This is a genomic window from Brevundimonas sp. FG128, assembly GCF_057809775.1.
In genome coordinates, this window is record NZ_JBMDKP010000001.1 from 237,621 (window position 1) to 250,228 (window position 12,608).

At 67.4% G+C, this 12,608-nt stretch carries 13 protein-coding genes; 5 read left to right on the forward strand and 8 right to left on the reverse strand.

Annotated elements, in window-relative coordinates; genetic code table 11:
• Positions 1-10: 10 nt before the first annotated feature.
• Both purS and purC read right to left on the reverse strand, forming a co-directional pair.
• Positions 11-247: a phosphoribosylformylglycinamidine synthase subunit PurS gene (gene purS / locus ACODSC_RS01240; protein WP_488811057.1), complete on the reverse strand. Its 237-nt coding sequence runs from the start codon at positions 245-247 to the stop codon at positions 11-13.
• A complete protein-coding gene (gene purC / locus ACODSC_RS01245) occupies positions 247-1,005 on the reverse strand; it encodes a phosphoribosylaminoimidazolesuccinocarboxamide synthase (protein WP_135194926.1) in 759 nt (252 codons plus the stop codon). The genes purS and purC overlap by 1 nt, the downstream gene beginning before the upstream one ends.
• Before the next feature lie 289 nt (positions 1,006-1,294).
• Between purC and ACODSC_RS01250 the strand changes: the two genes are divergently transcribed.
• A complete protein-coding gene (locus tag ACODSC_RS01250) occupies positions 1,295-1,630 on the forward strand; it encodes a DUF1476 domain-containing protein (RefSeq protein ID WP_488811060.1) in 336 nt (111 codons plus the stop codon).
• A 196-nt stretch (positions 1,631-1,826) separates the two neighbouring features.
• Here ACODSC_RS01250 and ACODSC_RS01255 read toward each other — a convergent pair whose 3' ends face one another.
• The 4 genes from ACODSC_RS01255 to purB all read right to left on the reverse strand — a co-directional run bounded on the left by ACODSC_RS01255 (position 1,827) and on the right by purB (position 5,218).
• Entirely contained in the window at positions 1,827-2,459 is a 633-nt protein-coding gene (locus tag ACODSC_RS01255) for a fasciclin domain-containing protein (RefSeq protein WP_488811062.1), read from the reverse strand.
• 106 nt (positions 2,460-2,565) lie between these two features.
• The gene (gene purU / locus ACODSC_RS01260; protein ID WP_488811064.1) at positions 2,566-3,408 is read right to left on the reverse strand and encodes a formyltetrahydrofolate deformylase; all 843 of its coding nucleotides are present in this window, start codon (positions 3,406-3,408) and stop codon (positions 2,566-2,568) included.
• Positions 3,408-3,920, reverse strand: coding sequence for a DNA-deoxyinosine glycosylase (locus ACODSC_RS01265; RefSeq protein ID WP_488811066.1), 513 nt, complete (start codon positions 3,918-3,920; stop codon positions 3,408-3,410). Before ACODSC_RS01265 ends, purU begins: the two co-directional genes overlap by 1 nt.
• The gene (purB, locus tag ACODSC_RS01270) at positions 3,917-5,218 is read right to left on the reverse strand and encodes an adenylosuccinate lyase (protein ID WP_488811067.1); all 1,302 of its coding nucleotides are present in this window, start codon (positions 5,216-5,218) and stop codon (positions 3,917-3,919) included. The genes ACODSC_RS01265 and purB overlap by 4 nt, the downstream gene beginning before the upstream one ends.
• A gap of 130 nt (positions 5,219-5,348) precedes the next feature.
• Between purB and ACODSC_RS01275 the strand changes: the two genes are divergently transcribed.
• Together ACODSC_RS01275 and ACODSC_RS01280 are read left to right on the forward strand one after the other, a co-directional pair.
• The gene (locus tag ACODSC_RS01275; RefSeq protein WP_488811069.1) at positions 5,349-5,993 is read left to right on the forward strand and encodes a glutathione S-transferase N-terminal domain-containing protein; all 645 of its coding nucleotides are present in this window, start codon (positions 5,349-5,351) and stop codon (positions 5,991-5,993) included.
• Positions 5,994-6,079: 86 nt separating this feature from the next.
• Positions 6,080-6,232 (forward strand): hypothetical protein, encoded by a 153-nt coding sequence (locus ACODSC_RS01280; RefSeq protein WP_488811071.1) that lies wholly within the window; start codon positions 6,080-6,082, stop codon positions 6,230-6,232.
• Between the two features lie 3 nt (positions 6,233-6,235).
• On the opposite strand, the gene ACODSC_RS01285 is transcribed toward ACODSC_RS01280, so the two are convergent.
• The gene (locus tag ACODSC_RS01285) at positions 6,236-7,921 is read right to left on the reverse strand and encodes a lytic transglycosylase domain-containing protein (RefSeq protein WP_488811073.1); all 1,686 of its coding nucleotides are present in this window, start codon (positions 7,919-7,921) and stop codon (positions 6,236-6,238) included.
• 85 nt (positions 7,922-8,006) lie between these two features.
• Entirely contained in the window at positions 8,007-8,819 is an 813-nt protein-coding gene (locus ACODSC_RS01290) for a uracil-DNA glycosylase (RefSeq protein WP_488811075.1), read from the reverse strand.
• A 195-nt stretch (positions 8,820-9,014) separates the two neighbouring features.
• On the opposite strand from ACODSC_RS01290, the gene ACODSC_RS01295 reads away from it, so the two are divergent.
• Both ACODSC_RS01295 and ACODSC_RS01300 read left to right on the forward strand, forming a co-directional pair.
• Entirely contained in the window at positions 9,015-10,670 is a 1,656-nt protein-coding gene (locus tag ACODSC_RS01295) for an electron transfer flavoprotein-ubiquinone oxidoreductase (protein WP_488812124.1), read from the forward strand.
• Positions 10,671-10,733: 63 nt separating this feature from the next.
• Positions 10,734-12,608 (forward strand): tetratricopeptide repeat protein, encoded by a 1,875-nt coding sequence (locus ACODSC_RS01300; protein WP_488811077.1) that lies wholly within the window; start codon positions 10,734-10,736, stop codon positions 12,606-12,608.

Sequence of the window (12,608 nt, forward strand, 5' to 3'; positions counted from 1 at the left end):
GGCGGCGGCTTCACGCCGCCTCGATGCGGTAGCCTTCGATCACCGTATTGGCGAGCAGTTGCTCGCACATCTCCTTGGCTTCGGCCTGGGGGTCTTCGGCGCCGGCGAGGTCGAACTCGATCAGCTTGCCGACGCGGGCGTTCGAGACGCCCGTCCAGCCCAGGCCCTGCAGGGCGCCTTCGACGGCCTTGCCCTGAACGTCCAGGACGCCGGGCTTGAGGAAGACGTGAACCTTGACCTTAGCCATTAATGCAGCCCTCCCTGGATCACCGTCGGCATGCCCTTCATGATGCCCAGGCGACGCGCGACTTCGGTATAGCTTTCGATGACATTGCCCAGATCGCGGCGGAAGCGGTCCTTGTCCAGCTTCTCGCCGGTGGTGGTGTCCCACAGGCGGCAGCTGTCGGGGCTGATCTCGTCGGCCAGCAGCACGCGGCTGAAGTCGTTCTCCCAGACGCGGCCGAACTCGATCTTGAAATCGACCAGGGTGATGCCGACCGCGCTGAACATGCCCGACAGATAGTCGTTCACGCGCACGGTCATGGCCAGCATGTCGTCCAGCTCCTGGGTCGAGGCCCAGTTGAAGGCGGTGATGTGCTCTTCGGTGACCATCGGGTCGTTGAGCTCATCCTTCTTGTAGTAGAATTCGATGATCGAGCGGGGCAGGGGCGTGCCTTCCTCGATGCCCAGGCGCTGGCTCATGGAGCCGGCGACGATGTTGCGGCAGACGACTTCCAGCGGAATGATCTCGACTTCGCGGATCAACTGCTCGCGCAGGTTCAGGCGTTTGATGAAGTGGTTGGTCACGCCGATGCCGTTCAGGCGCGACATGATGAATTCGCTGATCTGGTTGTTGACCACGCCCTTGCCTTCGAGGACCGCCTTCTTCTGCGCGTTGAACGCGGTGGCGTCGTCCTTGAAATACTGGATCAGGGTGCCGGGCTCGGGTCCTTCGTACAGGATTTTGGCCTTGCCTTCGTAGATCTTCTTGCGCTTGCTGTTCATGGTCCGGTCCCGGCTTACGGGCGCCCTCCAGAAACAAAAATCGCGCGGCCATTTTTGGATGGGGAAGACCCGGTCCTGGCGGCGCGTTTCGGAATCGTTCGGGCAGTCAATCTCGTTCGGCGTCTCCTTAGCCGAAGGCGGCCCCCGATACAAATAAGGATCAAGTCGGCCGGAAAGGCTGGGGAGACATCGCCCGCCAGACTCAAGTCTGGTTGCGTTCATGGATGGGCGGGCTATAGACGGCGCTTGCCCCGAGGTTAGCGGGGCGTACGGAGCTATGCTGAGCGAAATGACGACCTTCGACGATCGGGAAAAGGCCTTCGAGGCCAAATACGCCCTCGATCAGGAGCAGGAATTCAAGGCCATCGCCCGGCGCAACAGGATGCTGGGTCTGTGGGCGGCCGAGAAGATGGGCCTGTCTGCCGAGAGCGCGGATCAATACGCCGCCGCCATCGTGCGCGCCGACATGGAGCAACCGGGCGACGAGGACGTGTTCCGCAAGGTCGCCGGGGACTTCAAGGCCTCGGGCCTGTCGGTGTCGGAAGGCGAGATCCGCTCCAAGATCGACGAACTGGCCTCCATCGCCCGCGAACAGATCCGCGCCGGCGAACCGCGCAGCGAATAATCATCAGAGACATCGGCCTTCGGGCCTGATCGCCAGACGTCGAAAGGGCCGCACCCGGGGGAAAGTGCGGCCCTTTCTTGTGGCCGGGGACGTTGGGGGAAAGTCTCACCCGGCCGGCTGTTTGCGTCTCGCGCCCCTCAATAACACAAGCGCCGAGATTTGGTTTCAGCCCGAAATGGGTGAGACCGATTATTTTTTAAGGCATCAGAACCGTGTCCACGACGTGGACGACGCCGTTGGACTGACCCACGTCCGCCTGGGTGATGGTGGAGGTTCCGCCCTTGGCGTCGGTGATGACCCAGGTGTTGTTCGGGCCGGCCGAAACCTTCAGCTCTTCGCCCTGGACGGTCTTCAGCGTGGCGGTCCCGCCGTTGGCCTGGGCCTGGGCGGCGATGTCGGCGGCGGTCAGACGGCCGGAGACCACGTGATAGGTCAGGATTTTGGTCAGGTCGGCCTTCATCGCCGGCTGCATCAGGCTGGTGCGCGTCGCTTCGGGAATCTTGTCGAAGGCGGCGTTGTCGGGCGCGAAGACGGTGAACGGGCCGGGACCCTGCAGCGTCTCGACCAGACCGGCGGCCTGGACGGCGGAGACCAGGGTGGAGAGGTTGGACGCCTTGGAGGCGTTGGCGACGATGGTCTCGTTCGGGCTCATGGCCGCGCCGCCTACCATCGGATCGGCGGTGGGAGCCATCGCGGCGCCGTCGGCCGGGGCCATGGCGGTCGATTCCGCCGGCGTCGTGGCGGCCGGCTCGTTGTTGCCGCAGGCGCCCAGCGCCATGAGCGCGCCGCCGGATACGGCGACAAGCATGAGATTGCGAAGATTGGTCATTGGATTTCGTCCCTTTAAGCCCGCTCTCTTGGCGGTAACGGGAACGTTACGCGCGAAACCGCACAATGGATGCATGCCGCGCGACAAGACATCGCAGCTTCACCATTCAGTCTTCGAACACGACCGTCTTTGTGCCGTGCAACAAAACGCGGTCCTCTAGATGGCGGCGAACGGCGCGCGCCAGCACGCGGCGCTCGATATCTCTCCCCTTGCGGATCAGATCTTCGGGCGTGTCGCGGTGGCTGATCCGTTCGACGTCCTGTTCGATGATAGGGCCTTCGTCGAGGTCTGCGGTGACGTAGTGGGCGGTGGCGCCGATCACCTTCACGCCGCGCGAATGGGCCTGGTGATAGGGGCGGGCGCCCTTGAAGCCCGGCAGGAAGGAGTGGTGGATGTTGATGCAGCGTCCCTCCAGCCGGCGGCTGAGGTCGTCGGACAGAACCTGCATGTAGCGCGCCAGTACGACCAGTTCCGTTCCGGTCGTCTCGATCAGCCGCAGCAGTTCGGCCTCCTGCGCCGGCTTGTCCGCACCGCTGACCGGCAGATGGTGGAAGGGCAGGTCGCCCAGATCCACATGGCCGATCAGTTCGCGCGGGTGGTTCGAGACGACGGCGGTCACCTCCATCGGCAGTTCGCCGATCCGCCAGCGGTAGAGCAGGTCCGCCAGGCAGTGGTCGAACTTGGACGCCAGAATCATCACGTTGCGCGGTTCCGGTCCCCGAAGCGTCCAGTCCATGGCGAACCGTTTGGCGAGCGGCGCGAAGGCGTCGCGGATGGCGGTCTCTGCGTCGCCGTCCGTCGGCTCGAACACCACCCGCATGAAGAAGGTCGCGCTGGAGGCGTCGCCGAACTGCTGGGCGTCACTGATGTTGGCGTCCCGCTCCAGCAGGAAGGCGGAAACGGCCGCGACGATGCCGTGGCGGTCGGGGCAGGAAAGGGTCAGGATCATCAGGCGGCAGGCTTATCCGGGAGAAACTTCCCCAGTATGGCCCAGCTGTCCGCCTTTGCCGACAAGGATATTGCATGTGCGGGGCTGGATGACGGCAGATCGACCAGCGCGAGCCCATCGAGATCGGCCAGAATGCGCCGCCCCAGCCGGGCCGCCAGCCCGCCGTTGAAGGCGACCGCGCGCAGCTCGGGCAGGCTTGCGACCAGACCCCGCAGATCGGCCGCCTCGGGCGACCGGATCGCCGCGTCCAGACTGCCCGACCGATCGGCGGACGCGATCACGTCCCACAGGCCGACGCCGCGCGCCTTCAGTCGTTCGAGCCGTTGGTCGTAGGAGAGGGCCGCCAGGCCTTCGCCCAGCACCCCGCCGATCAGGGGCCAGAAGCCGTTGCGCGGATGGGCGTAATATTGCGCGGCCTTCAGCGACGCGTCGCCCGGCAGGCTGCCGAGGATCAGCAGGCGCGTGTCCGCATCGACGACAGGGGCGAAGCCGATGCGGCGGCTGTCGTTCACGCGTCTCCGAACACCCGCTTGAACACCACGTCCACATTCTTGGTGTGATAGTCGAGGTCGAACAGGGCTTCGAGCTGATCGGCGGGCAGGGTGACGCGGTCGTCGGCCTTCAGGAAGTCGATGAAGACCCCTTCGCCGCGCCAGACCTTCATGGCGTTCTCCTGAACCGCGGCATAGGCGTCTTCGCGCGAGATGCCCGCCTGGGTCAGGGCCAGCATGACCCGTTGCGAGTGAACCAGGCCGCCCAGGCGGTCGATGTTCTTCTGCATGTTCTCGGGATAGACGTTCAGCCGCTCGACCACATTGGCCAGTCGTTGCAGGGCGAAGTCCAGGTGGATGGTGGCGTCGGGGCCGATGCCGCGCTCGACCGAGGAGTGGCTGATGTCGCGCTCGTGCCACAGGGCGACGTTCTCCATCGCCGGCGTCACGGCCGAACGGACCAGGCGGGCCAGGCCGGTCAGGTTCTCGGTCAGGATCGGGTTGCGCTTGTGCGGCATGGCCGACGAGCCCTTCTGGCCCTTGTCGAAGAACTCTTCCGCTTCCAGCACCTCGGTGCGTTGCAGGTGGCGGATTTCGACGGCGAGGCGTTCGACGGAGCTGGCGACGACGCCCAGGGCGGCGAAGAAGGCGGCGTGGCGGTCGCGCGGAATGACCTGGGTCGAGACCGGCTCGACCTGAAGGCCCATCTGGTCGGCGACATATTGTTCGACCGCCGGATCGACATTGGCGAAGGTGCCGACCGCGCCCGAGATGGCGCAGGTGGCGATCTCTTCCTTGGCGGTGATCAGGCGGCGTTTGGCGCGCTGGAACTCGGCGTGATAGCCGGCGAGCTTCAGGCCGAAGGTCACGGGCTCGGCGTGGATGCCGTGGCTGCGGCCCACGGTCGGGGTGTATTTATGCTCCTTGGCGCGGGTCTCCAGCGCGGCCAGGACGCGGTCGACGCCGTCGATCAGCAGGTCCGAGGAGCGGGCCAGCTGGACCGCGAAACAGGTGTCCAGCACGTCCGACGAAGTCATGCCCTGGTGCAGGAAGCGGGCTTCCTCGCCCACGATCTCCGACACATGGGTCAGGAAGGCGATGACGTCGTGTTTGGTGGTGCGCTCGATCTCGTCGATGCGGTCGGCGTCGAAGGTCGCGTCCTTGCCCTTGGCCCAGATGGCGTCGGCCGCCTCCTGGGGGATGACGCCCAGCTCGGCCATCTTGGTGGCGGCGTGGGCCTCAATCTCGAACCAGATCTTGTACTTGGTCTCTTGCGACCAGAGGGCGGCGGCGACGGGGCGGGAATAGCGGGTGATCATGGGCGGGTCGTGTCGGTCTCAAGGGGCTCGGAGTCAAGGTTTGCGGGGCGTCGCCGATTGACTTTGACCGCTCCTGTCCCTGATTGGACGCGCTTTTCAGACCCGAAGGCGGGTCGACAGGAGACCGGCCATGGAACTGATCATCGGACCTCGCGCCTATTCGACCTGGTCGCTGCGCGGCTGGCTGGTGATGAAGGCGACCGGCGCGGACTTCACGGTCATCGACGCCCGTTACGACACGGCCGAGCACAAGGCGGCGCTGGAGGCCCTGTCGCCGTCCGGCTTCGTGCCGGCGCTGCGGGTCGATGGCGAGGTGATCTGGGACACGCTCGCCATCGCCGAATGGGCGGCCGAGACCTATCCCGAGGCTGGGCTGTGGCCCGCCGATCGCGCGGCGCGCGCCGTCGCCCGATCGGCGACGGCCGAGATGCATTCGGGCTTTACCGCCTTGCGGACCTTCTGCGGCACGGGGCCGGATCATCCGATGGTCGGCGAGGCGCGGGCCGAGACGCCGTCAGACCCGGCGCTGGATCGCGACCTGGCGCGTCTGGTTTCGCTGTTCCATCAGATGCGCGGCCGTTTCGGCGCGGCGGGTCCGTGGCTGTTCGGGGAGCGGTCCATCGCGGACGCCTTCTTCACCCCGGTCGCGGCGCGGGTGCGGCATTTCCAGATCGACCTGGCCGATCATGGCGACGACGGCGTGGCGGCCACCTATCTGGCCGCCCTTCTGGTGCATCCCGACTTCCGTCAGTGGGAGATCGAAGCCCTGGGTTAACGGGCGACAACCATCCCGGCTGACGCTGCGTTAAGCCGACGCCGTTATGCCGAAATCAGGGAACGCACGTTCCGCGGAGAGGGCAGATGACGGGACCGGCCATTCCTACGATCCCGGCCAAGCCTGTCTCAGGCCGCCCGACGGACCGTCGCCCCCTGATCAATCCGATAACGGGCTATGGCCTGGCCATCGTCATCAGCGCGGCCTTCTGGGCCAGCCTGTTGTTCGTGATCTTCTAGCGCTTACTGCGCGCCGGCGACGGTGGTCGTCTCGGCGATCAGCACCGGCTCGGCCTGGGGCGGCGGCGCGACATAGTCCAGTGCGATCGGCACGGCCTTGGCGCCCGAGGCCAGGGCGTCCAGCGTCTTCAGCGGGCCGCCGAACAGGCGCTGGTAGATCCAGTAGCTGGCCACGACCTTTTCGACGTAGTCGCGGGCCTGGGGCACGTCGATCGTCTCGATCAGCAGCAGGGGATCGGCGTCCGGCCCCAGCTTGCGCACCGCCGCCAGCATCGGGCCCGGCCCGGCGTTGTAGGAGGCCACGGCCCGCAGCAGGTCGCCCTGGAAGGCCGGCAGGGCCAGCATCCGGTTGATGTAGGTCTGGCCCAGACGCATGTTCACCGCCGGGATCAGCAGCTTGGACGGGTCGGAGACGAAGGTGCGGTCCCCGGTCATCTCGGCAGCCGTCGTCGGCATGACCTGCATCAGTCCATAGGCGCCGACGCTGGAGCGGGCGTTCGGATTGAAGTCGGTTTCCTTGCGCGCCAGGGCGTAGACCAGCGCCTTCTCGATGACGAAGCCGCCCTCGGGCGCAAGGTCCGGCATCGGATAGCGGGTCGCGTCGATGCGGGTCGCCTCCGCGCCGCCGGCCGGCATGATGGCGCGCGCCAGGGCCGTCCACATCTTGGCCGCATCGCCGACGGCGGTGCGCAGGCCCGACCGCAGCTCGGTCTCGGCGTCGTCGCGGCGTCCGACCTCGTAGAAGGCGACGGTGCGCTTGGCCCGGGCGTCGGTCTGGACGAAGGCTTCCAGCGCGGTCGGCTCGACGGCGGCGCTGGGGGGCACATAGGCGGCGCGGCGCAGGCGCGGCTCGGCCTCATAGGGACGCGGCCCCAGGTTCTCGATCGTCGGCTCTTCGCCCAACTGACGCAGGGCGATCTGGCCATAGAAGGTGGCGGGCCACTGGGCCGACAGATGCAGGTAGTCGGTGACGCGATCCTGACGGCCCGACTGGGCGGCGGCGCGGGCGGTCCAGTAGGCGGCGGCGGCGCGGACCCAGGGGTCTTCGGTCGGATCGTTGGCCACGCGTTCGAAGGCGGCGAAGGATTCGTGGAACTGGCCCAGCCGCCATTCCGCCAGGCCGACGGTCCACCAGTCGCCGATCTGGCGGCCCATGGCCGAGGCGCCGGTCATGTCGTCGTTGTTGTAGGCGACGCGCGCCGCCTTCATCGGATCGTCGATCCCGCCGCCGCCTGAGACCGCGGTCACCAGACTGTTCCAGGTGCGGCCGATCACGCCGCCGGGCCGCACCGGCTCGGGCGCGCCGTCGGGGCGACGACGCAGGGCCAGCGTATAGACGCGGTCCGCGCACGGCAGGTCGCCATAGGTCTCCAGCCAGGCCGTCAGCTCTTCATAGGTAGCGACGTGGTCGGGGTGGAACAGGGTCTCGAACTCGACCTGGCCCAGCAGAACCCGATCATGCGCCTGACGCGCGGCGGTGCGGGCGGCGTCGATGTCGCCGCGTCTCAGGGCGTCGAAGGCGGTGGTGTAGGACAGCCGGTCGGCGGAGCTGAGGGCTGTGGGGCGGGTGGAACCAGCGTTCGATTCGCTCGTTTCACCATAAGGCGTCTCTGCAATCGCCGCGCCCGAGATGGCGCTAAGGGCGAGTGCGATCGTCGGCGCAAGAAGCGCGCGGCGGAACAGATACATAAGCGGCGGCCCCCTCGTTGGCGACGCCCCGGACTTCAGCGGAGCGTGTATGGCGATCGGTCGTCAGCATGCGAGCATGCAACTGTTAGCCTTGTTCTTCAACCGAGTCCGTTTCAAGGCGAACGGCCAGCGAAAGCAGGTCGCTCCACACTTGACGCTTGGCCTGGGGTTGCCGCAGCAGGAAGGCGGGATGCAGCGTGGGCATGACGGGGGCGGACACGGCGCCTTCGTTCAGACGCCATTCGCGCCAGTTTCCGCGCAGCTTCATGATGCTGTCCTCGGCCTGAAGCACCGACTTGGCCGAAGCGGCGCCCAGCAACAGGACGGCCCTGGGTTTCAGCAGAGCAAAGGCGCGCTCCACGAAGGGGGCGCAGACGGCCTGCTCCTGCGGACTGGGCGTGCGATTGCCCGGCGGGCGCCAGAAGACGGTGTTGGTGATGAAGACCTTGTCGGTCAGGCCCGCCGCCGCCAGCATCCGGTCCAGCAACTGGCCCGCCTTGCCGACGAAGGGCTGGCCGGCCCGGTCCTCCTCGCCGCCCGGGCCTTCCCCGATGATCATGACGGGGGCGTTCGGGTTGCCGCGTGCGAACACAGATTGGGTCGCGCCCAGGCCGCGCAGGGGGCAGCCCTCGAACGCCGCGATGGCGGCGGCGAGGTCCTGAAGGGTCGCCGCGCTCGCCGCCAGTCGCCGGGCTTCGGCGACGGCGTCTTCGGCGTTGACGCCGGCCAGGGGCATGACGACCGAGGCCGTCGCCTTCTGCACCGCTTTGACGGCCGGCGGCGGCGCTACATGGGTGTGATCGACGGGCGCATCGGCATAGCAGGCGTCCACACCCGCATCCCGCCAGAAGGCGAGCAGGCTTTCGACTGCAGCGATGTCATGGGGTTGCGCGTTCATGTCTCGGGCTACCGATAAGCCTTGACCGCCCTCGCGTCACCTTCCGATAAGCGGCATAACCACACAGATAACCGGGATTCAGGGGAAACCATGGCCGAAGACGCCATCGAAGGCGGCGCGGAAAACGCCCGTCAGGAAGCCATCATCGACAATCTGGCGCCGCTGGAGGCGCTTGAAGGCGTCGAACGCGAGGTCATGGAATATGATGTCGTGATCGTCGGCGGCGGCCCCGCCGGCCTGTCGGCGGCCATCCGCCTGAAGCAGCGCGCGGAAAAGGACGGCAAGGAGATCACCGTCGCCGTGCTGGAGAAATCGGCCGAGATCGGCGGGCACATCCTGTCCGGCGCCGTGATCGATCCCAAGGCGCTGAACGAGCTGTTCCCCGACTGGAAGGAACGCGGCGCGCCGCTGGAGACGCCGGTCACCAAGGACAAGTTCCTGCTGCTGGGTCCGCAGGGCGAACTGCCGCTGCCCATGCCGCTGCTGCCGCCCTTCATGCACAACCACGGCTGCTACATCGCCTCGCTGGGCAATGTGTCGCGCTGGCTGGGTGAACAGGCGGAAGCCCTGGGCGTCGAGGTCTATCCCGGCATGGCCGCCAGCCATGTGGTCTGGGAAGAAGAGACGGGCCGGGTCAAGGGCGTCGTCGCCGGCGTCTTCGGCATCGACCGCGAGGGCAAGCCCACCGACGACTTCCAGCCGGGCATCGAACTGCACGGCAAATATGTCTTCATCGCCGAGGGCGTGCGCGGCTCCCTGGCCAAGACCATCATCGCCAAACACAAGCTCCAGGACGGCAAGTCGCCGCAGAAATACGGCATCGGCCTGAAGGAAATGTGGCAGGTGCCCGCCGAACAGCATCAGCCCGGCCTGGCCCAGCACACGACCGGCTGGCCGCTGGACGAACATACCGGCGGCGGCAGCTTCCTGTATCATTTCGGCGATCGCTATGTGGCCATCGGCTATGTTGTTCACCTGAACTACAAGAACCCGTTCCTGTCGCCGTTCGACGAGTTCCAGCGGTTCAAGCATCACCCGTCCATCGCCCCGCATCTGGAGGGCGGCACGCGCGTCTCCTACGGCGCCCGGGCGATCACCGAGGGCGGGTTGCAGTCGATTCCGAAGCTATCCTTCCCCGGCGGCGTCCTGATCGGCTGTTCGGCCGGCTTCGTGAACGTGCCCCGCATCAAGGGCAGCCACAACGCGATGAAGACCGGCATGCTGGCCGCCGACGCCGCCTATGACGCCGTTCAGGCCGGGCGCGCGGGCGACGAACTGGTCGAATATCAGACCGCCTTCGAAAAGAGCTGGGTCTATAAGGAACTGTCGGTCGTCAAGAACGCCAAGCCCCTGCTGTCCAAGTTCGGCACGACCCTGGGCGGGTCGTTCGGCATGTTCGACATGTGGTGCCGCACCCTGCTGGGCGGCTGGTCGCCGATCCCGACTTTGCAGCACGACAAGACCGACGCCGCCTCGACCGAGCTGGCGGGCAAGCACAAGGAAATCCGCTATCCCAAGCCGGACGGCAAGCTGTCGTTCGACAAGCTGTCGTCGGTGTTCATCTCCAACACCAACCACGCCGAGGACCAGCCCGCCCACCTTAAGCTGCTGGACCCGTCCAAGCCGATCCAGGTCAACCTGCCCAAATACGGCGAACCGGCGCGGCTGTACTGCCCGGCGGGCGTGTACGAGGTCGTCTATGCGGACGAGGTCGCCAAGACCGATCCGCGCTTCGTCATCAACGCCCAGAACTGCGTCCACTGCAAAACCTGCGACATCAAGGATCCGTCGCAGAACATCGTCTGGACCACGCCCGAGGGCGGCGGCGGTCCCAACTATCCGAACATGTGACGGAACAGGGCAGGGGCGCGTTCCGCCCTTGCCCGCCGCCGCAAAAGCGTGAAGGGTCGAGGCATGATCGCCTCCTGTTCGCGCCTGTTCGCCGCCTCCCTGACCGTCCTCGCCCTGGCCATGGCCGGGCAGGTTGCGGCCCAGCAAATACCCACGCCGACCACACCGGCTCAGGACGGCCCGGCCGCCATGCCGCCCGCCGTCATCCAGGAACCGGGCGCGCCCTTGCCCGGCCAGGACGCCGCCCCCGTCCCGCACATCATCATCACCGACACGCCGGCGACGCCGCCCATCCCGGAAGTCTGGGCGCCGATCCCGACAAACGCCGAGGGCCGCAGCGCCTATGGACTCTACCTCGCCGGCAAGTTGGCCCTGATGCAGGGCGAGGGGGCGACGGGCGCCGACTATCTCGCCCAGGCCGAGCGGCTGACGCCCGAACAGCCGCGCCTGCGCGAACAGGCCTTCACCTCGGCCCTGCTGACGGGCGACCTCGATGTGGCTGCGGCCTTGGCGCCGTCCGGAGAGGGCGCCTCGCCCGCCTTCGTCGAGGGCGGGCGGCTGGTCCAGGCGGTCCAGGATTTCGTGCGCGGCGACGCGGCGACGCCCAATGCGGCGCTGGCCGAGCGCCCCATCGGCGTCCCCCATGCGCGCGCCGGCCTGCTGGTCTCGCCGTGGATCGCGGCGGCTGCGGGCGATTGGGACCGGGCCCTTCAGCCCGCACCGACCAGCGGCGACGCCCTGACCCTGGCCTTCGCGCGGGTGAACCGCGCCGCCCTGCTGGAGAAGCACCGCGACTACGCGGCCGCCGAGACCGAGCTGAAGACGCTGGCCGACACCCCGAACGCCGGGGCTCTGTTCAAACGGCCCTATGGCGAGTTCCTGGAACGTCGTGGTCGCCGCGACGACGCCGTGGCCCTGTATGAGGCGGCGATGACCATCCAGCCGGTCGATCCCGGCATCGCCCGCGCGCTTCAGCGCATCCGCGACGGCGGTCGTCCGCCGGTCCTGCCCGACTTCCGCGAAGGCGCGGCGCAAAGCCTGACCACCGCCGCCGCCCAGGCCTCGGCCGAACGCGGCAACGAGTTCGCCGCCGTCTATCTGCGGCTCGCGCAGAACCTGAAGGACAACGACGAGACGGAGTATCAACTGGCTCAGGTCCTGTCCCGCGCCGGCCTGAAATCCGCCGCGCGCAGCGCCCTGTCGCGGGTGGGAACCGACAACCCTCAGCTTTACGCCGCCGCCCGCGCCCAGCTGGCGATCGGCCTGGAAGAGGACGGCCAGTCGGACGACGCCCTGGTCGAAATGCGTCGCGCCGCCGCCGCCGAACCGCAGGATCAGCGCATCGCCCTGGCCCTGGCGGGGCAGCTGATCCAGCTGAAACGCCACGAAGAGGCGCTGGCCCTGCTCGACAGCCCGGTGCTGAACACCGCCGATCAGGGGGCGGGGGTCCATTTCCTGCGCGGGGCGACCTATGAGGCGCTGAACCGGACGTCGGAGGCCGAGGCCGAGCTGTGGGCCGCGCTTCAGGCCGCGCCGAACGACGCCGACATGCTGAACTATCTGGGCTACCTCTGGGTGGACAAGGGGCTGCGGGTTCAGGAAGGCGCCGAGATGATCGCGCGCGCCCATGCGCTGGAGCCGGAGAACGGCAACATCCAGGACTCGCTGGGTTGGGCCCAGTTCAAACAGGGCCAGTACGAGACCGCCGTCGACACCCTGGAACAGGCCGTCGACAAGGAGCCCGCCAACGCCGAGATCAACGACCACCTCGGCGACGCCTATTGGCGGGTGGGCCGCCAGCGCGAGGCCGTCTGGCTGTGGAACCGCGTCCTGGTGCTGGAGCCCGAGCCCGAGCGCCGGGCCGAGGTCGAGCGCAAGATCGCCAATGGGCTGGATGATGCGAACGGGGGCCAGACCGCCACGCCCGCCACGCTGTAA